The organism is Bacillus seohaeanensis (assembly GCF_042684945.1).
In the GTDB taxonomy this organism is placed as follows: Bacteria; Bacillota; Bacilli; order Bacillales; family Bacillaceae_B; genus Rossellomorea; species Rossellomorea seohaeanensis.
On sequence record NZ_JBHUMF010000032.1, the window covers coordinates 24,874 to 49,763 of the forward strand.

22 protein-coding genes are annotated in these 24,890 nt (G+C 36.8%); 8 read left to right on the top strand and 14 right to left on the bottom strand.

Annotated elements, in window-relative coordinates; all coding sequences use genetic code 11:
- Positions 1-43 precede the first annotated feature (43 nt).
- The 9 genes from ACFSUL_RS19725 to ACFSUL_RS19765 form a co-directional block, all read right to left on the bottom strand.
- The gene (locus tag ACFSUL_RS19725; protein WP_377937849.1) at positions 44-859 is read right to left on the bottom strand and encodes a ZIP family metal transporter; all 816 of its coding nucleotides are present in this window, start codon (positions 857-859) and stop codon (positions 44-46) included.
- A gap of 666 nt (positions 860-1,525) precedes the next feature.
- Positions 1,526-4,237: a GTP-binding protein gene (locus ACFSUL_RS19730; RefSeq protein ID WP_377937851.1), complete on the bottom strand. Its 2,712-nt coding sequence runs from the start codon at positions 4,235-4,237 to the stop codon at positions 1,526-1,528.
- A gap of 278 nt (positions 4,238-4,515) precedes the next feature.
- Positions 4,516-6,162 carry a hypothetical protein gene (locus tag ACFSUL_RS19735; protein ID WP_377937853.1) on the bottom strand — a complete coding sequence of 549 codons (1,647 nt, stop codon included), beginning with the start codon at positions 6,160-6,162 and terminating at the stop codon, positions 4,516-4,518.
- 1 nt (position 6,163) lies between these two features.
- A complete protein-coding gene (locus ACFSUL_RS19740) occupies positions 6,164-6,958 on the bottom strand; it encodes an ABC transporter ATP-binding protein (RefSeq protein WP_377937855.1) in 795 nt (264 codons plus the stop codon).
- A gap of 102 nt (positions 6,959-7,060) precedes the next feature.
- Entirely contained in the window at positions 7,061-7,984 is a 924-nt protein-coding gene (locus ACFSUL_RS19745) for a siderophore ABC transporter substrate-binding protein (protein WP_377937886.1), read from the bottom strand.
- Between the two features lie 226 nt (positions 7,985-8,210).
- Positions 8,211-8,969 (bottom strand): iron ABC transporter ATP-binding protein, encoded by a 759-nt coding sequence (locus tag ACFSUL_RS19750; RefSeq protein WP_071414282.1) that lies wholly within the window; start codon positions 8,967-8,969, stop codon positions 8,211-8,213.
- Complete coding sequence (locus ACFSUL_RS19755; protein WP_377937858.1) at positions 8,963-9,913, bottom strand: iron chelate uptake ABC transporter family permease subunit; 951 nt, start codon at positions 9,911-9,913, stop codon at positions 8,963-8,965. The genes ACFSUL_RS19750 and ACFSUL_RS19755 overlap by 7 nt, the downstream gene beginning before the upstream one ends.
- Positions 9,906-10,856 (bottom strand): ABC transporter permease, encoded by a 951-nt coding sequence (locus tag ACFSUL_RS19760; protein WP_377937860.1) that lies wholly within the window; start codon positions 10,854-10,856, stop codon positions 9,906-9,908. The genes ACFSUL_RS19755 and ACFSUL_RS19760 overlap by 8 nt, the downstream gene beginning before the upstream one ends.
- 462 nt (positions 10,857-11,318) lie before the next feature.
- Positions 11,319-12,959: a M20/M25/M40 family metallo-hydrolase gene (locus tag ACFSUL_RS19765; RefSeq protein ID WP_377937888.1), complete on the bottom strand. Its 1,641-nt coding sequence runs from the start codon at positions 12,957-12,959 to the stop codon at positions 11,319-11,321.
- A gap of 214 nt (positions 12,960-13,173) precedes the next feature.
- Between ACFSUL_RS19765 and ACFSUL_RS19770 the strand changes: the two genes are divergently transcribed.
- Complete coding sequence (locus ACFSUL_RS19770) at positions 13,174-14,517, top strand: FAD-binding oxidoreductase (RefSeq protein WP_377937890.1); 1,344 nt, start codon at positions 13,174-13,176, stop codon at positions 14,515-14,517.
- A 149-nt stretch (positions 14,518-14,666) separates the two neighbouring features.
- On the opposite strand, the gene ACFSUL_RS19775 is transcribed toward ACFSUL_RS19770, so the two are convergent.
- On the bottom strand, positions 14,667-15,827 hold the full coding sequence (locus tag ACFSUL_RS19775; RefSeq protein ID WP_377937892.1) for an MFS transporter: 1,161 nt from the start codon (positions 15,825-15,827) through the stop codon (positions 14,667-14,669).
- A gap of 483 nt (positions 15,828-16,310) precedes the next feature.
- On the opposite strand from ACFSUL_RS19775, the gene pxpB reads away from it, so the two are divergent.
- The 6 genes from pxpB to ACFSUL_RS19805 all read left to right on the top strand — a co-directional run bounded on the left by pxpB (position 16,311) and on the right by ACFSUL_RS19805 (position 21,521).
- Positions 16,311-17,030: a 5-oxoprolinase subunit PxpB gene (gene pxpB / locus ACFSUL_RS19780; RefSeq protein ID WP_377937862.1), complete on the top strand. Its 720-nt coding sequence runs from the start codon at positions 16,311-16,313 to the stop codon at positions 17,028-17,030.
- Complete coding sequence (locus ACFSUL_RS19785; RefSeq protein ID WP_377937864.1) at positions 17,023-18,024, top strand: 5-oxoprolinase subunit C family protein; 1,002 nt, start codon at positions 17,023-17,025, stop codon at positions 18,022-18,024. Before pxpB ends, ACFSUL_RS19785 begins: the two co-directional genes overlap by 8 nt.
- Before the next feature lie 72 nt (positions 18,025-18,096).
- Positions 18,097-18,864: a LamB/YcsF family protein gene (locus ACFSUL_RS19790; protein WP_377937866.1), complete on the top strand. Its 768-nt coding sequence runs from the start codon at positions 18,097-18,099 to the stop codon at positions 18,862-18,864.
- Between the two features lie 80 nt (positions 18,865-18,944).
- Positions 18,945-20,132, top strand: coding sequence for an NRAMP family divalent metal transporter (locus tag ACFSUL_RS19795; protein ID WP_377937868.1), 1,188 nt, complete (start codon positions 18,945-18,947; stop codon positions 20,130-20,132).
- 132 nt (positions 20,133-20,264) lie between these two features.
- Positions 20,265-21,224 (top strand): D-2-hydroxyacid dehydrogenase, encoded by a 960-nt coding sequence (locus ACFSUL_RS19800; RefSeq protein ID WP_377937870.1) that lies wholly within the window; start codon positions 20,265-20,267, stop codon positions 21,222-21,224.
- A 171-nt stretch (positions 21,225-21,395) separates the two neighbouring features.
- Entirely contained in the window at positions 21,396-21,521 is a 126-nt protein-coding gene (locus ACFSUL_RS19805; RefSeq protein WP_377937872.1) for a hypothetical protein, read from the top strand.
- Between the two features lie 60 nt (positions 21,522-21,581).
- Here the strand turns inward: ACFSUL_RS19805 and ACFSUL_RS19810 are convergent, their stop codons facing one another.
- From ACFSUL_RS19810 to ACFSUL_RS19820, 3 genes are all read right to left on the bottom strand, one after another.
- Positions 21,582-21,782 (bottom strand): YwbE family protein, encoded by a 201-nt coding sequence (locus ACFSUL_RS19810; RefSeq protein WP_377937874.1) that lies wholly within the window; start codon positions 21,780-21,782, stop codon positions 21,582-21,584.
- 1 nt (position 21,783) lies between these two features.
- Positions 21,784-21,954: a hypothetical protein gene (locus tag ACFSUL_RS19815; RefSeq protein ID WP_377937876.1), complete on the bottom strand. Its 171-nt coding sequence runs from the start codon at positions 21,952-21,954 to the stop codon at positions 21,784-21,786.
- Between the two features lie 81 nt (positions 21,955-22,035).
- On the bottom strand, positions 22,036-22,266 hold the full coding sequence (locus ACFSUL_RS19820; RefSeq protein ID WP_071414292.1) for an excisionase family DNA-binding protein: 231 nt from the start codon (positions 22,264-22,266) through the stop codon (positions 22,036-22,038).
- Positions 22,267-22,529: 263 nt separating this feature from the next.
- On the opposite strand from ACFSUL_RS19820, the gene ACFSUL_RS19825 reads away from it, so the two are divergent.
- Positions 22,530-23,582, top strand: coding sequence for a lactonase family protein (locus tag ACFSUL_RS19825; protein ID WP_377937879.1), 1,053 nt, complete (start codon positions 22,530-22,532; stop codon positions 23,580-23,582).
- Between the two features lie 162 nt (positions 23,583-23,744).
- Here the strand turns inward: ACFSUL_RS19825 and ACFSUL_RS19830 are convergent, their stop codons facing one another.
- Complete coding sequence (locus ACFSUL_RS19830; RefSeq protein ID WP_377937881.1) at positions 23,745-24,605, bottom strand: tyrosine-type recombinase/integrase; 861 nt, start codon at positions 24,603-24,605, stop codon at positions 23,745-23,747.
- Between the last annotated feature and the right edge of the window lie 285 nt (positions 24,606-24,890).

The window sequence follows — 24,890 nt, forward strand, 5'->3', positions numbered from 1 at the left end:
AAGCCCTTGTTAAACTAGCTTATATAAAATACAATGGTTACTCTCAGCCTAAAGCAACGTCTAAAATCATCATAACGACAAAACCGGACATCAAACCTAATGTTGCTAAGTCTGTACTTCCAGAGGATTGAGACTCAGGAATAAGTTCCTCCACTACTACAAAGATCATAGCTCCAGCAGCAAACGCAAGTGCGTATGGTAAAATAGGCTGAATAAAGAGAACGGCAGCTGCCCCTATTACTGCAGCAATCGGTTCTACAATTGCAGATAGCTGACCATAATGGAATGCTTTGTATCGAGACATCCCTTCTCCTCTTAATGGAACAGATAGCGCTGCTCCCTCCGGCATATTTTGAATACCAATACCAATTGCAAGGCCAATCGCCCCTACAATTGTTGCATCCCCGATTCCTAATGAGGCTGCACCGAATGCTACTCCGATTGCAAGTCCTTCTGGAATATTATGGAGGGTTATCGCTAGAAACAATAATGTTGATTTTTTTAATTGCGTTTGTGGACCCTCCGCTTTTTCTGCTGTGTTGCCGAGATGCAAATGCGGAACAACAAAGTCTAACAGTCTTATAAATAATCCACCTAGTAAAAAGCCAATTGCTGGAGCAAGCCATGGAATCTGGCCGCTTTCTTCACTGAATTCTATTGATGGGGCAAGCAATGACCAGAATGATGCTGCAATCATAACCCCTGCTGCAAAACCGAGCATCATATTAAGTAAATGTTTATCAATACGGCGAAAGAAAAAAACAGTTGCTGCACCAAGAGCCGTCAGTCCCCATGTCAACATTCCTCCAAAAAGTGCCTGTACAGTGGGACTTAATTCTTGGAACCATTCCATGAACATGTATACTGCTCCTTTCCTAACTAATCCCTTCATTATTCTGTTCCACTATGACTTGAGTGCGGAAACATTTCTTAATAGAAGCCATTAATTAGCCCTACGGGAGTATTTTCATGAACATCATATGTATTTACAACAAAAAAGTGCCTAACTATAAAAGTGGAAGCGGCTTGAGCAGCTCGCGAAGAAAATAGGGATTTCCCTCAAAAAGGCGCTTTTTTCCTTTAGAAGGAAATCCTCTTTTTCACAGCGAGTTAGCCGCTGAAACTGGACAAAGAAAAGTGGAAGCGGCTTGAGTAGCTCGCGAAGAAAATAGGGATTTCCCTCAAAAGGCGCTTTTTGCCTTTAGAGGGGAATCCTCTTTTTCACAGCGAGCTAGCCGCTGAAACTGGACAAAGAAAAGTGGAAGCGGCTTGAGTAGCTCGCGAAGAAAATAGGGATTTCCCTCAAAAGGCGCTTTTTGCCTTTAGAGGGGAATCATCTTTTTCACAGCGAGCTAGCCGCTGAAACTGGACAAAGAAAAGTGGAAGCAGCGTAGTAAAAAGCAACAAACGTTTCTAAGGAGTTCACTAAATCTAGCCATAAACTACTCAAACCAAAAAGAGCACCTGGCATCCCCAAAAAAATGCTAAGGGAGATACTAGGCGCTTTAACAGGCTGTCTTTGCTACTATTCTGAGTAAACAGAGGAAGGATTACCTATTTTCCTCATCTTTTCAAGTTGAAGAAGTCTTACTTCAAAAACAGCAAGAGGATCGTTATATAACTCTGGATTTTGCCTCATGTTACTTAACTCTTCTTCCTGCTGTTCAACGGCTAATTTAGTGTCTTCTATCGTCCGATTAATATTATTAAATGATGCGTTAAAAAATGCTGCGATATCTCTTTCTAAAGCATTCTCAAAGAGGTCAAATTGAACAAAGAATTTAGAAGAAATGGACGCCGTGATATCCTCGTAACTTTCATTTTCAAGATACTTCTTATATTGGTTATAAAGCAGCGTCTTGTTTTGTGGAAGAACTCCAAGCAATTTACCTGCACTTTTCAATAAAAACTGAGCAGGTTTGAGACGAAGCATGATATTTTCTTTTTCCACTCCTGCTCTATTGGCCATTCGATTGATATCCCGTCGCCAATCATCTAATACTTTGAAATCACAATTCAATTTTACCTTTTCTTCCCCAAACATTTCATTAAATGTTTCGCTCATTTCATTTAAATATTGCTGACTTTGCAGAAGATTTTCTAGAGATACTTCTACCCATCCATCTAATGAAGAACAAAGTTCCGGTATTACTTCTTTTTGTAAATACGTTTGGATTTTTTCATTCATCTTTTCATTTAACTCAGTGTGTATTTGTTTAAAATTACTATCTTCTTTTACAAGCTCCGAAGACTCTTTCAGAAGGGTTGGAATTCCTTTCTCAAGCTTCTTCTTTATTTCAACTTTTACAGAATGATAGGAATCTTTTATATCACTTGTCTTTTCCTTTTCGATGTCATCCAATTTATTTTGGAAGCCCTTCAAGCGAACTAAAATATCTTCGTTTAATTGAATAGAATCGATTAAGCCGTTTTCCTTCTCCACACGTTTCGTTTTCAAATCTATAATAACTTTACGAATAAGATAGAGCAGCTTTGCTACCCTGTTTTCCTCTGAAACGAAGTTGTGGAACGAATAATTAGAACGAACAAATTGTGACAAGTCTTTTTGCTGTATGGAAACAGCCTGTTCTGACGAATACGGAAATACGTTTGCGCTAGGGAATATCTCTTGAACACGCGCCTCCGTTACCTCTACAAGTTTATCTGCATCTTCTACCCGGGCAACTGTATCCATCTTATTCAAAATAAAGTGAACCGGAATATCTTTTACAAACTGCTTTAATTTCAATAGATTGTCTCGTTCTACCTCTTTTGCAATCGTGCTTGCATCAAGTACATATAACAAGCCATCGCTCAATGGAACATATTCAAAGAATTCCCTCTGTTCTTTTTCATTACCACTTAACCCTGGTGTATCAATAAAAGAACAATAATTATCACTTAATATCGTGGAAGAAACATTATATTCAACCCAAGAATCCTCGATAGCTTCCTCCTCCGAACTAGAATCATCAAAGTTGTTAGTGTCTCCTTCTTCTTGTGAATCAGAGTCGAAGGCATTTGCTTCGATAGTATTCTCTGTTAAAACAGAATGAATAAAGGATGATTTTCCACTTTTAACAGAGCCCGCAACAAATAGGTGGTTTCGTTTCCGATCAAGTAGTTGTTGGACAAGCAAGGAAACATTATTCCCTAGCTTAACCCCATTACTTTCCGCCCAATGTAAAATCAGTTCAACAAATGCTACTAATTCATCGACATTACCTTTTTGTGCTTCTGCTTTAAATAGAATGTTTTCTGCCTTAACAACAACGGATGAATCTATTGTTGATGGAAATACTTCACTCCATGCTAAAATTCCTGCCGATGGAATTAAGGCATTGTGTAGTTTAGAAGTTGTTAGCCAATTGGATACCAAATTCGGAATAACTTCTTTCAACTTGTCTACTAACAGTTCTCCGTTCATCAACTCAAAATACGTCGTACTGAATTGCATTGATAATTCATCATCTGCTTCCACACTGTCCCAATTGCTATTAAGAAAAATATTGTTAACCGTTTTGACCCATTCCAAGTAGAAAGATTCTGTCCTGTAGCTTTCCCAAAGCGAGATAGTTATTGTTTTAAATCGAGCTCTATCCACTGCATAAACCGTCATTAGGACATTAAAGAAATAATGTGGGTTCATCACTTTTGTAAAGCCTTTATCAACATACTCTTCTAAAATTACAAACCATTCCAAGGATTCTGTCCGAATCGACTCACGGACTGCAAGTTCGATAGCATTAATCCAATCTTCTTGCTCCTCGTAAAACGCACGAGCAATTTCTGTCACATTAGGATAATCTGGATCTAATTCTAATGCCCTCTTAATGGCTGAATAAGCATCCTCCATCTTACTTTGCTCCAGATAAAGTGAGAATAACTGTAAGGAAACCTCTACAGAAAGAGTGTTACTATCAGAATGAATCGCTGTATAAATATCCTCTGCAGCAGATAGCAATCCTAGTTCATAATAAGAATCACCAATATTCTTTTTTGCCCATGGTTCTAATTCATTATTAATATTTTCCCATTTAAAGATAGCTGCTTCAAAATCCTGACTGTGAAAATATACCTCTCCTTGAGCAAAGCGAATATAGGATAAATCATACATATCGTTTTTCTGCTCTTCCATATAGGCTTTTCCCAGTACTTCAACTGGATGATTTCTTTCTTCATTTGGATAATATTTCTCATAATACCTTTTTTCTATTAACTGTTTCTCTAATGTCATTTCGTCCTCCATCATGTAAAAAGTTCTGTTTTAGTCCAAAACATTATCAAAACTTTCGTATCTACTATCTATTTTAACAAATATACAAGCTTGTAAAATTTCAATTACTTTTCAATTTCAAAGTCGAAACAGCTCACTGAAACTAAACAAAACCACTACATTCACAAGCTACTATTCAATTGCTGCACTGATGTAAAGTTAGTATTGAAGGATAATAAAAAATCGTATCCCCTATTAAAGAGATACGATATGTTTTCCCGTTTTATTTCGGTTAAAAACTATTTTATTTTCTCCCATCTATTAGGAAAGGCCACTCTCCAAGCAATTATATTTACTACTAGCAGTATTCCCATATACATGTACACTCCGTAAGAAAACATTGTACTAAAATAATGAATTCCAAAAAATACTCCCGTTAAAAGAAGAAAGGGAAGTACTTTCCACCCATCACTCTGCTGTACAGCATCAAATGATTCTGAGAAAGGCAATCCATTATGTAAAAATTTAAAGCTAATAATCGTATACAGCATAAAGCTTAAAAATATTGTGATGAGATCCGGTAAAATTCGAATTCCGAAAAGAAAGATATACACGGCGCACAACGGGATATACACTGGAAGCAATAATCTCACGATAAATGCTTTTAATGTTCCTTTAAACAAGGAGGAGAGCTTGTTGATTGGAGTAGTCTTGTAAATCCAAGATCCTTTATACTTCCCAGAATATTTCAGCATCATAATAACCGTCGAAATCATCATACTAGCAAAATAAATAGATAAGTACCATTTACTATCCGCCACTTCTGCTAATGAACTCATCCGCACTTCATTAAAAAGAAAAATAAACGGAAAAATTAAGGAAAAACCTAGTGCAGGATATACCTTTAATTTAAATTCCCTTTCGTTTTTCATCATAATTGTTCCAAAGCGATAAAAAGCCTTTTCCTCTTTACTCGAACAAATAATGTTAGAGATGGCTAACCCTCTGTTTCCTTTTTGGCTTTTCACCTTGGAACTGTGATCGGAAAGCTTTTGAAGATGACGTTCAAAAGAAGCGATCATTTTTACATAAATAAAAATAGCCAGTATCGGAATGATGATAGCCAGTAGGGAAAGAACAATAAAATAAGTGTTTGTATTCTGTTTTAACAGCAATTCGTATGGTGCACCATACCACATTGGTGGTATAAAAAACTGCCACCACATTGGTGTAAAGGTTACATTTAATTCAACAATTTCAAATGACCTTGCTACAAATTGATACCCGACTGCTATCCCGATAGATAAGGCAATTTGCACATAATTAATGATATCCTTAAGCTTCTCACCATCAAAGAATCTTAATATCAAGAAATACAATAGAGCTGTAAGTACCACAATTAAAAGGTCAATTAGTACAATCTCTACCAAAAATATTATAAAAAAGGCAATTCCGTGTTTAACAAGTGAAACGACTAACGGGATTGCCGTTAACGCTCCCGTTAAAAAGAAGAGATAAATACAGATATGTAGTGTTTTTGCTGCATTCATAGTTTTTTGATTAATCGGTTTTGTACCCAAAACCGTTTTATCGCGAATATCTAACAGAACCGATGAAAAGTCTGAAATCATCGAAGTCGTAATAATAAACATCAACACACCAAAGATAATGCTCATCTGAAAAATATAGTTATTCCCAAATAGAAGAAATGGCACTAAAAACAAGCCGTAGAGAGCATAAATCCATAAAGACTTTATGAATCGATTCTCATTCTTATTTTCGTCCCCCTTCTTTTTTCCTGATTGATTAAAGATAGTCGGTACCCGTCTTTGATCCATCGTTAGTTTAACTTGTAAAATTTTACGCATAACAGGATAGTCAATTCCGATACTATCAAATAGCCGCTTGAATTTATCTAGAAACTTAAGTGTACGAAAATTTTTCATACTACTCATTCCCTTGAACAATGGAGACAAATTTTTCAGCTATCTCCTTATGCTCATGGAAGCCTGTTAGCTGATTAAAGATTTGTTCCAATGTCCCTTCCATGTTCTTCCCTTTCAATTCTTCGAAACTACCATCAGCGACAATTTGCCCTTTATTAAGCAAGACAATGCGATTGCTGATTTTTTCTACTACGTCCATAATGTGAGAAGAATAAAAAATGGTTTTCCCTTGGGCAGCAAGTTGTGCAAGTAACTCTTTAAACACCATTACACTATTTGCATCCAGCCCATTAATTGGTTCATCGAAAAATAATAATTCCGGGTTATGCAATAAGCTCGAGATGATTAATACCTTCTGCCGCATTCCCTTCGAGTAAGTAGCAATGCGAGAGTCGTACACGTTTGATAGACCAAATATATCCATTAACTTTTCAGCTTTATTGTCTACAATCTCATAATCTAGACCATATAATTCGCCGATAAACGTCAGATATTCTCTCGCCGTCAGATTATCATACACCTCAGCCGTCTCTGGTACATAGCCAATTTTTCTCTTGTAATCTATATCATTAGTAGAAACTTGCTTTCCAAAAATCTCAACTTCTCCTGTATAACCATCTTCAAGACCAAGCAAGATTTTGACTGTCGTACTTTTTCCAGCACCATTTGCTCCTATGTATCCAATAATCTCTCCTTTATAAACCTCTAAATCTATCCCCTTCAAAACTTGATTAATGCCATAACTCTTCTGTAAGTTCTGTATTGATAATACAGGCTCTCTAAACCCTTCGATCATATTCTCCTCCAAACTACTTTTTCCACATATTAACATAAAAGGTCCGTCCCTGGCTACTTTAACGCGGTAGCGTAGCCGGGGACGGACCTCTCAGTTATTAAATTACAGATTTCCTTCGACTTCTTTTACCATTTCAGAGACGGAGATTAGTCCACCGCCAGATAGGTACCAATAATTTGGATCTAAGTAGACAATGTTGTCATTTTTAAATGCTTTTGTCTTTTCTACTAAGCTATTTTCTACGATTTCTTTGGCTGATGATTCACCGCCAACTACAGCTCCACGATCAATAACAAACAGGTACTCTGGGTCTTTTTCTACAATATATTCAAATGAAACGTTTTGTCCATGAGTAGAAACTTCAATGTTTTCATCAACAGGTGTAAATCCAAATACATCATGAATGATACCAAATCTTGAACCTGCACCGTAAGCACTGATGTTTCCATCGTTTGCTAGAATAATAAGAGCATTTTTCCCTTCTGCTGTTGCTTTTTCATTTAAGCCTTTAATGGACTCCTCCACTTTTGCAAGCTCTTCTTCAGCAGCTTCTTGTTTATCGAAGATTTTACCTAGTGTTTTTGTATTCTCTTTGAATGATTCCATATATTTCGCTGTATCTACACCGATATAAATCGTTGGAGCAATCTCACTTAATTCTTCGTACGCATCCGACTGTCTACCAGAAATGATAATTAAGCCTGGATCGATTTCACTGATCTTTTCAAAATCAGGTTCTTTTAAACCACCAACATTTTCATATTTAGAATCTTCATATTTTGATAGATAAGACGGAATATTCGCTTGTGGAACCCCCGTTACTTCTACTCCTAATTTATCTAATGTATCAAGTGCACCGAAATCAAACACAACAACGTTTTCCGGATTCTTTTCTACTTTTGTTTCTCCCAATTCGTGCTTAATTGTTAACTCTGTAGATTCTTTAGATGCCCCAGAATTCTTATCTGATTCTGCATCTGATGAGCTTTCCTTTGTGCCACATGCTGCTGCAAAGATAGCTAACATAGCTATTATTAAAAATAAAATTAATTTATTCTTCACTTTGTTTCACTCCTAAAATTTTTTATAGTTAAATCAGTGGAGAAGGTTGCTGAAAGCTATTCCTTCTTTTTTAGGCTCTTTTCTCACAGAATGTTGTTTTTGTTAAAAAGCAACATTCTTTACGAAAAAAGCCTTTTTTAAAAGAATTGACTTCCTAGACCATCACACTAATTTTTAAACAATTAATAAGTTAAGCGAAATAAACACATATCCTCTCTTCATTAATGTCCTGAATAGCAATATCCATATCGTAGACTTCTTTCAGGACAGGCTGTGTAATAATCTCTTTAGCAGGACCATCTCTTACAACTTCACCGTTTTTAAGTGCTACGATATAATCGGAATAACAAGAAGCAAAATTTATATCATGCAATACAATTACGACGGTTTTGCCCAGTTCATCGACAAGTCTTCGCAACACCTTCATAATTTGAACAGAATGTTTCATATCCAAGTTGTTCAATGGCTCATCCAGTAAAATATATTCTGTATCCTGCGCGATAACCATGGCGATATAGGCTCTTTGCTTTTGACCACCACTTAGCTGATCAAGGAATTTATCTTGAATTTCTTCTAACTCCATATAGTCAATTGCTTCATTAATAAATTTCTTATCTTCTCTTGTTAACCTTCCCTGTGAGTAAGGAAAACGGCCAAAACTAACTAGTTCCTTCACCGTTAAGCGGAGATTAATATGATTGGATTGCTTGAGAATTGAAATTTGTTTCGCTAAATCATTACTCTTACACTTGCTAATTTCTTTCCCCTCAATGTAAATCTCTCCAGCATCTTTACTAATCAGTCTGCTTACCATCGAAAGCAACGTACTTTTTCCAGCTCCATTAGGTCCTATAAAACTTGTAATTTTCCCTTTATTAATTTTTAACGAAACATTATTGACAACATTTTTATTGCCATATCGTTTGGAAACTTCTCTTACATCTACCATGTTTTATTCTCCTTTAATAAAAGATAGATAAAGTACACACCACCAATGAAATTGATGATGACACTCAAGGAAGTGGAGAAGGTGAAAACTCTTTCCACAATGAGTTGACCGCCTACTAAGGCTACGATACTAATAAATACGGAACCAGCAATTAAATGTTTGTGCTGATATGTTTTTAAAAATTCATGTGCGACATTGGCCACAAGTAACCCGAGAAAGGTGATTGGTCCAACTAGTGCTGTTGAAACCGATACGAGGATCGCAATAACAACAAGCAACCTTTTGACAACATAGTCATAATCAACACCGAGATTTACCGCTTGTTCTTTTCCGAGTGAAAGAACATCCAAATATTTAACAAATCTTGAAACATAAATCCCTACAATAGCGATTGTCACAATTGAAATGATTAAGAGATCTGTATTGACATTATTAAAGCTCGCAAACATTCTATCCTGTACAATCAGGAATTCATTTGGATCGATCAGCACTTGCATAAAGGAGGAAATACTTCCAAAGAATGTGCCAAAAATCAATCCGACGAGTAGAAGAAAGTAAATATTCTGACCTTCTCGTTTAAAAAGAAGCCTGTAAAGAATCCCTGCAAATAGCACCATCAATCCAACTGATAACATAAAATTAATATTCTTATCTAAAACGGTTACACTCATGGATCCAAATACGAAAATAAGAACGGTTTGAATGAGCATATACAAGGAATCTAAGCCGATTATACTTGGTGTCAAAATCCGGTTATTTGTTATTGTTTGGAATACCATTGTCGAAAAAGCAATAGCAGATCCTGTAACGACGATTGCCAGAAGCTTTTCTCCTCTACGTGGAAGCACATATCCCCAGTTACTTCCAAGATCAATAAATAGAAACACTAGTATTAAAATGATAGACAATACTGCAAGAATGCTGATTTTTATCTTATTACTCATATGCCTTTCTCCTCATAATCAAGTAAAGGAAGATTCCGCTGCCAATAACCCCGACCGTAACACCTATCGCAATTTCATAAGGATAGATAATTACCCGGCCAAGAATGTCACAGAACAACACGAATACTGCTCCAAGAAGTGCTGTATGAGAAAGACTTTTTTTCAAGTTATCTCCCTGGTACATGGTGACGATATTCGGAATAATCAACCCGAGAAACGGGATCATTCCGACAGTCAGAACAACAACGGTAGTGACAAGCGCAACAATAACCAAGCCAATATTGACGATTTTTTTATGATTCATCCCTAAGTTAGTCGAAAACTCTTCTCCCATTCCTGCTATTGTAAACTTATTAGCATAAAAATAAGCAATGATTAATAGCGGAATACTAATATACAAAAGCTCATATCGCCCTTGTAAAATCATTGAGAAATTCCCTTGCAACCATGATGACATGTTTTGGATAAGGTCATTTTTATAAGCAAAAAATGTCGTGATCGACCCAATGATATTACCAAACATAAGTCCGACTAGCGGAATGAAAATCGCGTCTTTGTACTTTACTTTGTCTAGTATTTTCATAAATATAAAGGTTCCGAGAAGCGCAAAAACAAACGCAATAAGCATTTTTACAATCGGGCTTGCGGAAGTAAAGAGCATGAGTGAAACCAAAATACCTAGTCTCGCTGAATCCATTGTTCCTGCAGTTGTTGGTGATACAAATTTATTTCGGCTCAACTGCTGCATAATCAATCCACATATACTCATACTGACACCCGCAATAATAATACTGATAAGTCTCGGAAACCTACTGACAAACAGAATTTCCAATTGATCCTCACTTAGATTGAAAATATCAAGTGGTGTAATGTTTTTTACTCCAATAAATAAAGAGGTAACAGATAATATAACTAGTGCTGTAAATAAGTATCTTTTTTTCATAAATCATCCCTAAAATTCTTTGTGCAGTTACGTGAACTACTTATTCTGTTTCCTACAAATACTGCTAATTAGTAATTTGAATATTACTAATGGTCGTTATGTACTTGGCGCAATTGATAATCATTATCAATAGTTCATAAAAAAAGAGGGTGACAATTTATTAACTGTCTCTCCTTTCTACAAATACAATGATAATGATTATCAATATTATTTGTCAACGTTTTTTTAAAAAAACTGTAAAATTCACACATTTTTAACAAATTAACGTCACAAATAGGACATTGTACCCTCTAGATAATAGAAAGACATCACCTTACTTAAGATGTATTCACTCTGTATGACTTTTAAAACTGTTTGCACTGATTAATAAACGAAAAGGAGCAACCAGCATTATACTGATTACTCTGATATAGGTACCAAAAATATGTTACTTATCCAATCTATTTTAGTAATTAGTGCTTTTTATCCATTCTTCTTAGAAAATGCAAAAACGGTTGCTACTAAATGCTCCGCCATATCTTTTAACGTAGTAAATGCATAGTCTGCATGTAACCTTTCTGTTTGTTGATGAGGGTCCCGTCCAACTGGACCTACGTTTAATACAGGAACTCTCAACTGTTTCATTTCATAAACAGGAATTGAATACGTAACATCCCATACCGGAACATTTTCTATAAATGATCCAAGTGATGATAAATCTTCTTTCAAATTAACATAGCTTAAATCTGAAATACCATTGTAATAACGAACATTTTCTAATGAAATATCATGCTTTTGTTTAGCATAATTTTTTAAATCCCCCGTTAGCATACTAATAAATTCATCGTTATGATTCCCGACAGCAGGATAATAAGGTGGAGCAAAAAACAGGACAATCATTGGTGCTAGGTCTTTGCACAACATGGCATACTCATCGACAATTTTTATTGTTAACTGACGGTCATCGTACTGATCACGGTCCGCATAAATCTTTTGTTCAATTTCTTGTACTTTTGGAGCCCCGTATGTTTGCATCGCGTAATTTCGGATTTGCTCGAACGTAAGCACACCAACCCCTACGCTTTGTTCCCCCTTTTCTTTTCCTTGTAACTCAGCATAGCTATCGGTCCGTTTTTGATAAAGGGATTCAATTTGTTTCCCTACCCTTTTTCCAACGTCTAATAGATCATTTACAATTTTTTCTAGCGATCGTTCAAAAATAAATAAATTATATAAATTAACTGCACGGTGAGGAATTTGAACCGAGTAATCTAGTTTCAAATCTTTTTGGATAAGACTCGTTGGCGGAGGACTCGTTTGTTCTCCTGACGTTTCGCAAAAATGTGTATTTAGTTCCATCTCAGCCGTAATCAAAGAAGACATTAAGTTTGCATTTAACCCAGAAAGCGGCTCGCCTACATGTGTTTCCCGTCCATAGCACAAAAAACCTGGCATTACTTTTCCAATCGAACCTGTATAAAGATACTGGTTCGTATCACCTGGATATTGCGTAAACATTGGCTCTGAATTTAAAATCAATTCATACTCAAGGTCGTATTGTTGTGCTAGACGTAATAAAGCAGGAACCGCTTTTCGCATCCCTTCTGAATTTGCTTCCTCATCTGGAACTGCTAGTAAAACCAAATTGCCCTCAAACTCCCCAAGTGCCGCTTTTTCCAAAAGGGACATTTGAAGTGTTAACCCTGCCTTCATATCCATTATTCCACGTCCAAAAAGCCATTCGTCTGATTGTAAATGTTCTTGTACTTCTTCCGTATATTCTTCTAACCTGCTACACATCAATTCTTTCAATCTATAAGGGTCAAAAGCTTCCTCTTGCAACATACCGTAGTCTTCGACATTGACGACATCAAAATGATTCACCATTACCACAGTTTTCTTTGTATTTTCCTTTTTTGCTAGTGCCATAACAAAATACCTGCCATCGCCTGTTGGGTGTAATTGGAGATACTCGGGATAGTCCTGGTAGTAACGTAATTCTGCTAGTTTCTCAACGATTGTGTTCGCCATCTTCACTTCATCAGGAGTACCTGTAATACTTTTTACACTTACAAGCTCACATAACAATTCGATTAATTGTTCTTTTGTTTGCATTTTTTTAATAGTACTCATCTCATTGTCCCCCCTTTTTGAAAGCCAATATAGAAAATCTGAGAAGAGATAGGGTTTCCCTCTAAAAAGATAGCAATTCACCTTTTCTCAACTCTTTTAATTTTTAATATTATAGCTTATGCTATCATAATAATAAATGATTTTTCAGAAAAGTAAGCTAATTAGGAGAGTGTGCGTTTTGGAATTATTTAATGACCTAAAAAGAATGTTGCAAAGTGAGCAAATTTCAGCAAATGAAACGATTTTATACGAGCATAGTTTTGATGAATCTTCCCATCCATCTACCCCACCTAACATCGTCATCTTTCCTTACGACGTTTCGGACATTCAAAAAGTTGTTGGCTATGCAAATGACCGTAGCGTGCCATTGACACCTTATGGGATCGGGTCTGGCCTGGAAGGACAAGCTATCCCTGTTAAACAAGGGATTTCACTAGACTTCCAACATATGAATAAAGTATTAGAAGTTCGCCCTGAAGACCTATTAGTCAAAGTACAACCTGGTATAACAAGAGAAGAATTGAATCAAACATTAAAGAAATACGGACTATTTTTCCCTATCGATCCTGGAGCTAATGCAACAATCGGCGGCATGGTTTCTACTAATGCGAGTGGGACAACTGCAGTACGATATGGAGCAATGCGACAACAAATAGTTGATTTAGAGGTCGTATTGGCAGATGGTAGAAAGATACGGACAGGAAGTCTTGCAAGCAAATCATCATCAGGGTACAACTTAACTAATTTGTTTGCAGGTTCAGAAGGAACACTTGGAATATTTACTGAAATTGTTCTAAAAGTGTACGGCATTCCCGAGACCGTTTCTTCCGTTCGATCTTGCTTTCCGTCTGTTAAAGACTGTGGACAGGCAGCAGTCGCATTACTTACAAGCGGGGTATCCATTACTCGAATTGAACTTGTCGATGAACGCTCTATTCGAGAAATGAATAAGTTTCATAATACTACATACGAAGAATTACCAACTCTTTTTATCGAGATAACCGGCAATGAAGCTGGAGTAAATCATGATACAGCTTTTACAAAGGATATTTTAGAGGATTTAAACTGCTCTACTGTACTTATTGAAACAGACTCTAAAAAAAGGGCTGTTCTGTGGAAAGCCCGACATGAACTTTCCTATGCATTTCGACATAAACCTAACTGTAGCACCATTGGCACCGATGTCTGTGTCCCTCTTTCATCACTTCCAACCATTATTGAAAAAACAAGAAAAAAAATAGATTCATTAGGTTTGGATGGTGCCATTTTTGGTCATGTCGGAGATGGAAACTTTCACACTCTTATTCTATTTGATCCAAACTCTCCAACTGAAACGGAGAAGGCAGAAACAGTAAATGAAGCGATCGTTTCATGGGCTTTATCTTATGGTGGTACATGCACAGGGGAACATGGAGTTGGTTTAGGAAAACAAAAGTTTCAAAAAAAGGAACATGGTGAATCGTTGGAGATTATGATGGGAATTAAACGTATGCTTGACCCGAATAATATTATGAACCCAGGTAAAATATTTCCTGAATTGGATAAATGACTAATTAATAAGCGGTTATTGGGTTAGACGAGGGAACAAGAGTCGATGCTTGTCGCTTCGCTGATAAAATAGAAACATCACCGTTCGCTAATAATAGAGACAAATTCAAAAAATCCCTGAGTCTTTGGACTCAAGGATTTTTTGAAAACTTATAATGAAGCCGCACGCTCTTGTTGCTGTGCAATTTTTCTTTTTCTTCCTTCAAAAATCGTTACAGCGATTGCAACAAGAAGAAAAAAGCTCGAAATTTGGAAAAGCGTTGCGATTTCTACATACTCAGCGAGAATCCCAAAAACAAGCCCACTTAATCCAATACCAAGATCAATAGAAGAGAAAAACATTCCATTAGCAACTCCGCGTCGATGTGCAGGAGTTTGAGATAATATCCACGATTGTAATGTTGGAATAAGCGTACCATACCCTACCCCAAATAAAATACCTGCAATGACGATAAACAAGTTGGAATGAGCAAAGGATAAAAACCACATCCCAATGAACGTTAGGAATGTGCACAATAATACAAGCCCTTTTGGTCCATGCTGATCAAACCATTTTCCGGCAATCGGTCTCGAAATCGAAGCTACAATCGCATTACACAAATAGAAAAGAAATATTTGATCAATCCCTCGTTCCTCCCCAAAAATAACGATAAACGTAACAATTGACCCATATGCAAATGTTACCATTATCGTTACAAATGCTGGAAACCAACTTGATTTCTCTATTAATGAATCAAAATAGGAAAATTTCAACTCTTCTTTATTAGTGTTTTTTACAACTTCTGGTGTTTGGTAATGAACAGTTGCAAGTAATATTATTGCAATTACCCCTAAAATACTTGAAATTAATATCAAGTTAAAAAAGGTAGTGACTTGAAATAAATAGATACCTAGACTTGGCGCAACAATCATCCCGATTGTAATCGATAGCCCATAATAACCCATTCCTTCACCAAGCCTCTTGTTCGGAACAACGTCAACTGCTGCTGTTCCGTTAACTGTTGTTGACCATCCCCATGCTAAACCATGAATAAATCGGAACAGCAAAAATATCACCACAACTTGGGAGACCGGGTAAATAACAGTAATAAGCAATAGCGATAATGCACCAATTAAAACGAGTGGTTTTCTCCTTCTATACTCCAACATAAATCCAATAAACGGACGGGATAACACAGCACCTACTGAGAACAATGTTGTTACTAATCCTATTTCTAGGCCAGACGCCCCAATTGACTTTATATACGGAGGCATCGTTGGAATAAGCATTTGAAAAGACATGAACACAAATAAGTTTCCTATAATAAGCATAACGAAGGATTTCGTCCATAATGGTTCTTTTGCTATGTTGCTCAAGATTTCTCCTCCCTCAAAATATACTAAACTAAAAAACAACTGCCAAAAGACAGCGTTTTTCAGTCAATTAAGCACCTCTAAAAGCAATATTTCGCATCACTAAATATTAGCACAGAACCCCCATATTGAAAAGGTAAAAAAGTCTTCCAATGTCCGTCCCTATCCACTTCACCGCGCCACCGTGATGAGGGACGGACCTTTAGCACGTTACCGTGATTATCTATTAACACGTCAGTGCATCTTAGATAACCCTTTTATTATGTATAGTTTTTGTATATAATAGTTCTTATGGTCCGGAATTTTCAGAATTATAGACTAATTTGATATACTTTTACATCCAAAGTTAGATTGGAAAAACCATCCACTATTCAACTATTATTTTTGTAAATCCCTACTGTATCTTTATGCATAATAATGAATTCCAAGGAGGTGTTCAAAATGGAATTTCGTTTACGACCACTTGGGGACAATGCTGTTATCGTGGATTTGGGGACTGAAATCAATGTCGAAACACAACAAAAAATAAAAGAGGTTACATCCTTTTTTGACGAAAACAATTTTGAGTGGTTAATTGAGTACGTCCCTGCTTTTACAACCATTACTTTATTTTATGATCCAATAAACTTAATAGATGTATTTAATAAAAAGAACAAGCAACTTCCCTATGAGCTAGTTTGCGAAAAACTAGAAACGATTTTCACTCGCTTACAAACACAACAAAGCTTTCAATCTAGGGTAGTGGAAATTCCAGTTTGTTACGGTGGAGAATATGGACCTGATTTAGAGTATGTTGCAACTCATAACAACTTAACACCGGAAGAGGTAATTGCTATTCACTCTAGCGGAGACTACTTAGTTTATATGATTGGATTTGCCCCTGGCTTTCCATATATCGGCGGTATGTCAGAGAAAATAGCCACCCCTCGAAGAAGCTCTCCCCGTCTAAAAATACCAGAAGGAAGTGTAGGGATAGCGGGTGCACAAACTGGCGTCTACCCTATCGAAACTCCCGGTGGATGGCAATTAATAGGAAAAACACCATTAAAGCTATTTCGTCCTAAGGAAGATTCACCAAGTCTTCTACAGGCAGGAGACAAAATTCAATTCAAACCAATCACTCAAGAAGATTTCAAAGAATGGGAGGCAAAATATGATTAAAATAGTGAAACCAGGCCTCCTATCAAGTATCCAGGACTTAGGAAGATACGGTTACCAAAAATATGGTGTTATCGCAAGCGGCGTAATGGATCCACTTGCTCATAGGATTGGTAACTTATTAGTGGGAAACGAAGAAAACGCCGCAACAATAGAAACAACACTACTTGGTCCAATCATTGAGTTTACAGAAACAACATTAATTTCCCTTTGTGGTGGAAATCTCACCCCAACTATCGATGGACAAAATGTTCCGTTATGGCGTTCTGTTTTAGCAAAAAAAGGGAGTACACTCAAATTTGGACAAGCTAAAAACGGCTGCCGTTGTTACATTGCAGTTGCTGGAGGATGGGATGTCCCGACAGTCATGAACAGCAAGTCAACCTATTTACGTGCTGGGATTGGTGGGTTCAACGGACGTTCTCTTCAAAGTGGGGATGAATTAACTACAGGAACCATGAGTAAAATCTCCCGAGACATATATGATAGTCTCCTTCCTGAACTTGAAAGCAACCCCTACTCCGAAATGGATTGGTCTGTTACTTCTGAGCTCATTCCAATTCACCATAACAATCCGGCTATTCGAGTAATAAGAGGTAGAGAATATGATTTATTCTCCACAGAAAGCAAAGAAAAAGTTTTTTCCGAGGCATTTGAAATCACCTCTCAATCAGACCGGATGGGATACCGCTTAAAGGGTCCTAAATTAGCTTTGGAATCAGCGGCAGAGATGCTTTCAGAAGCAGTAAATTTTGGTACAATCCAGGTTCCTTCAGAAGGGAATCCGATCATTCTTTTAGCTGATCGGCAAACAACAGGCGGCTACCCGAAAATAGGACAAATCGCAACTATTGACCTACCGTATGTTGCCCAATTAAAACCAGGAGATAAACTCAGATTCCAAGAAATAAGCCACGAAGAGGCACAACTACTTTATTTAAAAAGAGAACAACAACTTCAACAACTAAAACAGGGAATCTCACTGAAAATTAACTAAGAAGTATATTTTGTTCCTGGTACAAAAACGGCATTCTGTGCCAGGAACAAATTAATATTAGGAGGAGAAGAAATGTATACCGTTGACTTAAATTGTGATATGGGAGAAAGCTTTGGCTCTTATAAAATGGGAAGAGATGCAGAAATATTAGACTATATTACTTCTGCGAACATAGCATGTGGATTTCACGCAGGTGATCCATCTACAATGAAAAAAACAGTGCGCATGGCACTATCCAAAGAAGTAGGAATCGGTGTTCATCCTGGACTTCAGGACTTACCTGGATTTGGGAGAAGAAATATGGACATCTCTCCTGAAGAAGCCTATGATCTTGTCACTTATCAAATTGGTGCCCTCTACGGCTTCGTCAAGTCGGAAGGTGGAAAATTACAGCATGTTAAACCACATGGTGCATTGTTTAATATGGCTTCTAAAGACGCAAAACTGTCTGAAGCAATTGCGGAGGCCATTTATAAAATTGATCCTGAACTAATTTTATTTGGACTTGCAGGTAGCGAGTTGGTCAAAGCAGGAAAAAAAATCGGGATTCGATCTGCGCACGAAGTGTTTTCTGATCGTACCTATCAAGAAGACGGCACATTAACGTCAAGAAGGCTTCCTAACGCATTAATTAAGGAGCACGAGACAGCAGTTAACCAAGTTATTCGAATGGTAAAGGAAAACAAAGTTACATCCTTGCAAGGAACAGATGTCAGCATTCAGGCTGATACTATATGTATTCATGGGGATGGAGAAAAGGCTTTAGAATTTGCTCAGTATATTTCTACTGCTTTAAATGAGGCTGGTATCAAGATAAGAAAAATTGGCGATTCTCTTTAAACAAGAAATTTAATTTCTAAGGCTCCCTACTCTAGAAATTAAATCAAGAATAATCATCTTTTAATAAAGGAGCAACGTGTATGAAAAAGTCAAATGCAAGCATACTTCTTGGTGCTGCCTTCTTAATGGCAACGTCTGCTATTGGACCAGGATTTTTAACGCAAACAACCGTTTTTACAGAAAAATTGTTAGCAAGCTTTGGTTTTGTCATTTTAATTTCTATCATTATTGATATTGGGGCTCAGCTAAATATTTGGCGGATTATTGCTGTTTCTGAAAAACGTGCACAAGATATTGCAAACGATGTTCTTCCCGGACTTGGCTATTTTTTAGCGATATTAATCGTAGCAGGTGGGCTTGCTTTTAATATCGGTAATATTGGTGGTGCTGGACTTGGAACAAATGTTTTATTCGGTGTATCACCTGAAATGGGTGCCCTTTTTAGCGGAATAGTAGCCATCGGTATATTTTTGGTACGAGAAGCCGGTAAATTAATGGACCGTTTCACCCAAATTCTAGGATTTGTCATGATTGCTTTAACTGTCTACGTAATGTTTACAGCAAACCCACCGGTGGGAGAAGCCGTTACAAAAACTTTCGTACCTGACACAATTGACTTTCTTGCCATTGTGACACTTGTTGGTGGTACAGTTGGGGGTTATATCACCTTTGCCGGCGGACATCGATTATTGGAAGCAGGCGTAAAAGGAAAAGAAGCACTTCCTGAAATTACAAAAAGTTCAGTATCCGCGATAGGGATTGCTTCAATCATGCGTATCTTTCTGTTTTTAGCAGCTCTCGGAATTGTTGCCCAAGGATTACAACTTGATCCTTCGAACCCACCAGCATCTGTGTTCCAACTTGCTGCCGGAAATATTGGTTACAAAATATTTGGAGTTGTCATGTGGGCTGCGGCCGTTACATCGGTTGTCGGCGCTGCCTACACATCCGTATCTTTTATTCGAACATTACATCCTATCATTGAAAAATATCATAAATGGTTCATCGTCGGATTTATCGCTGTTTCTACGTTTGTATTTGTAGTCGTAGGAAAACCCGTTAAAATTCTAGTATTAGTAGGTTCTCTCAATGGACTTATTTTGCCGATTGCATTAGGCGTGATGTTAATTGCCGCCTATAAAACAAAAATCGTTGGAGATTACAAACATCCATTATGGATGACACTCTTTGGACTATTTATCGTTATCGCTATGTCTTATATGGGAATCTATTCACTTGTAAATGGAATTCCAGAGTTATTTAAATAAGCAAAAAGGTGTGCCGTATAGCTGCGGTACACCTTTTTGCTTATGGGCAGTATGGGCGGAAACTTCCAACCGACAAATTCAAATTATTCTGTTAAAATAGAAATATATTCAAGGATGGGAGACTTGTGAAAAATGCATAAAAGAAAATTAGTTATCACGCAAAATTTAGAAGAAGAGCTAGTTCAAAAAATAAGTAATATTATACCCAATTGGGAGATTATCACCGGTAAAGACAATAAAATTTGGAGTAAACATATTGAAGATGCTGAAATTATCGCTGGGTGGAAAAAAGAAATCAATCACCAGATAGACTCCCTCGCAAAACTACGTTGGATTCAAACATGGAGTGCAGGAGTTAACACCCTACCACTAGAACAATTAAATTCAAAATCCGTACATCTAACTAGTGCTAACGGGGTCCATGCTTACCCAATATCCGAAACGATTTTTGCCCTCATGCTTGCCTTGACTAGAAACATCCATACATATGTAAAAAATCAACAAACCAAACACTGGCACCATGAAAACTTGAAACTCGAAATTCATAAGAAGACGATTGGCATTCTCGGGGTTGGAGCGATAGGAAAAGAAACTGCAAAAATTGCTAAAGCTTTTGGAATGAAAGTTTTAGGTGTACGTCACTCTGGAAGAAAAGAAGACTATGTAGATGAAATGTATACAACAGAGCACTTATCCGAAGTGTTACCTCGATGTGATTACGTTGTTGTTACACTTCCCCTCACAAAGGAGACCTATCAACTATTTGGTACTGAACAGTTTCAACAAATGAAGACAACTGCGTTTTTTATTAACATCGGACGTGGTGATATCGTTGTTGAAGAAGAACTTGTTCAAGCATTACAGGACGGCAGCATTGCAGGAGCTGGTCTTGATGTCTTCGAAATCGAACCTCTTGAAGAGAAAAGTCTACTTTGGGAAATGGATAATGTGATAGTTACTCCTCATACAGCAGGATCAACAGAACATTACGACAAACGAGTTATTGAGGAAATTTTTATTCCTAATTTACAGAATTATATTGATCACAAGGCACCTTCCGTTAACCTTGTTGATTATAAGAAAGGTTACTAAAGAAGCGAGGGATGGATATGAAAGGTCCGTCCCTCACTTCTTTAATGTATTAACGTAGCCGGGGACGAACCTTGTGTAGTGTTGCGTAGTTCTGCATCGTTAATTGCATATTTCATTATTAAAAGGACAATCTTAAAAGAAACATGCTAATCAAACGAAAGGATGAATACCGTGTCAGATTGGAATGAGCAAGCAGCACCTAATAATAATATCCCTTCCAAAACACTACGAAGTTCTAAAGCTAATTCTAATAATAAAGTCGAACAACGCAAATCTAAAATAGATAAACAAAAATAAAAAGAACCCAAAAGGTTCTAAAATAGAACCTTTTGGGTCATAAATTCGCAGTAGTGTATCTCAATTGCCCCCGATAATCTCTTTCACTCTTCCAACATTCCCATCCTTTAAACGAACTTTAATACCGTGCGGATGCGATGCAGAATTGGTTAAGATATCTTTTACTACTCCACGAGTTATTATCCCTGTTTTCTGATCTTTTTTCAACACAATGTCGACCTCAAGCCCTGGTTTAATGGATGCACGCTTTTGACCATTCATATTATACCCCCGTTCTTTTTCGTTGATTGTTTGGTTTTTTTGACAGCTGGTTTTTAAGCGGTTGTGTTTTTTTCACTAGGCCCTGGCCCTGTCTTTCCACAGCTTGACTTGTTTGTTGAGCAAGTTTTTGTTTCATTGCTTCGGCCAAACTTACCTTTTTCTTTTCAGACATAGTAATATGTCTCCTTCTTCATTCAATTTTTTCTTATTATACTAAATTTCACAGGAATAACCTCGTTTTCCGGTAGCCCTTTTAATCTTCATCTTTTATATCTGGATCTTCTGGCAGAGGCTCCTTCTTCCACTCCTCTAATTGCTGCTTTAGTTTCTCTAACTGTTCCAAATGTTGATTAAACTGGTCTTTGTTAATTAAATACTGTTCCCCATCATGAAATGCTTTAACTTTTCTTTGCGTAATTAGGCTTTCAATATAATTTTCCGGCATCGACAAATACTCTGCCGTTTCCTTCAATGTTAAGTACAAAAAAGTCCCCTCCTTTAATGCTTGTCCGCGATTACTTTAACATGCTACTACTATCTATTTATGATCTATTATAATACAAAGGTGTTAGTATTGAGTAATTTTTCTATCGTATCTACTTCTCTCTGTTTCCTATTCCTTCGACTACCAAAAGACAAAAAGATTTCTAAAAAGGCTTTGACGTTTCATTCACTCCTCTTATCAAAACAACCTCTACCAATTCATGTTATAATCAACTAATCAAAGTCCATTGGAGGGATACATAGATGACAAAAAACTTTATCGGATATATCGGAACTTATACCAAGGGAGATAGTGAAGGAATCTATTCTTTCACCTTGGATACAGAAGCAGAAAAAATAACCAATATTAAACTCGCGGCAAAGCTTGATAACCCTACCTACTTAACAATAAGCGACAACAATAAATTCCTTTATTCTGTCATTAAAGAAGGTACATTGGGAGGTGTTGCTTCCTATGCACTTAATGCTGAAACTGGAATGATTGAAGCACTAAACAAACAACTAGCAGAGGGATCACCTCCATGCCACGTTAGTGTGGACGCTAAAAACAGTGTTCTGCTCTCTAGTAATTACCATAAAGGAACAGTGGACTCTTATCTAATTAGTCAAGCAGATGGCACAATAAAACCGCCTTCTTCTATTGTCGAACACCATGGTTCTGGTCCTGACCATAGACAAGAAAAACCCCATACTCATTATGCTGCATTTACGCCTGATGAAAAATTCGCAACTGTCGCTGAATTAGGTAGCGACAAGATTTATACGTATGAAGTAAATAACGGTACATTAAAAGAAGTGAGCAGACTATCTGTTCAAGCAGGCAGTGGACCAAGACATATGGTGTTTCACCCTACGAAAACAATCGCCTATGTAATGACAGAATTTAGTTCAGAAGTAATTGTATTAAACTACAATACCGAAGATGGAAGCTTTACAGAGCTTCAATACATCCGTGCAATTCCGGAAGATTTTACAGAAAACAATCAAGGAAGCGCGATTCATATTTCCTCTGACGGCCGTTTTGTTTATGTTGGAAACCGTGGTTATAATAGCATTACCGTTTTTAAGGTAAAGGAAGATTCCGGTGAATTAAGTTTAGTTGAATATACACATACAGAAGGAAACTGGCCACGGGATTTTGAACTAGATCCTACGGAAAAGTTCATAGTTGCCTCAAACCAGGAATCTGGTAGCATTATTTTGTTTTCAAGAGACAAAGACACTGGAAAACTAACACTACTGCAATCGGACATATCCGTTCCAGATCCTGTATGCGTAAAGTTTTTACACGTTTAAAGGACAGCAATAATACCAAAAAGGATGAGCAAGTTAGCTGCTCATCCTTGATTTGTTTGCAATTCAATATTAATGGCACATTGGAAAAACTTTTCTCATAAAGATTTTTTAAGTGCTTTTTATTCTAACGTCTTAAATAACTTAGTCCTACACCATTACAACTCATCCTAGTGTATCATTAATAAAAACTTTATTAATTGCCTCTTCTAGTTTTAACTCCTCAACACAGAGTTTTACATATCTTCTTGTTATATTAATGTCTTTATGCCCTGCTAGTAGGGAAACAACCTCTAAACTGATTCCTTTATCAACAAGTTTTTGGCAAAAAGTATGACGCAACAAATGTGGGTAAACTCCATACTTTTTTAAAATATACTGGATAGATCTTTCTGTTAAACGGCTATTTGATTTAGAGCTAAAAATAGCTTCTTCCTTTATACCAGGTACCTTTGAATTCATATAATTTTGCAAGTGATACTTAGCATCTTTAGAAAGCGGTATAATCCTCTTTTCTCCCTTATTTGCAACAACGAGTTGATTATTAACAAAATCAACATCTGATTTATTCAAAGAGCATAGCTCGGATACCCTAATTCCAGTATGAAGTAATGTATATACAATAGCTATATTTCTTAAGTGTCCACTTTCCTTAACTTTAGCTAATAGAAGTACACAGTCATTAGGTGACAATGTTTCTACTTTTTCCTTTTTTTCTATCGGTTTTATTTGCACTCCAAATGTAACCTCTGGTTTTTTTAAAAATTTAGCAAATGTGCGTATTGCACCGAATGTTTTGTCAATCGTCACTGGACTTTTACCTTGCTGCTCCAAAAAAGTCATATATAATTGAATATCATTCTTTGACAAATTACTAATATCACCATTTTTTCCTTGAAGCCATTCTTGATATCTCTCTAATTCGCGTTGATAAGTTAGAATTGTATTTCGAGATTTCTTTTGTTCTTCCAACCATTCACAAAAATTAGCAATCAGCGGAACAGCTTCAATAGAAGTCTTTTTCAAATGAAGTCCTCCTAATTAATTAAGTTATTTAAATTGTAAATCAATTAACCTCTTGAAGTCAACTTCTACGAATATATTTTTTCTATTTTCTGAATATAGCACTTGGTTAGGTTAAAAGTCGAGAAACAAGCCATTTTGGGTTCTATCAAACAGCGCTTTATCATAGGTTTTCTTATTTTCCATAACAAAAAAAGCAACTCTAACATGAGCTGCTTTTTCCTTTGCCTGGCAACGTCCTACTCTCGCAGGGGGAGATCCCCCAACTACCATTGGCGCTGAAGAGCT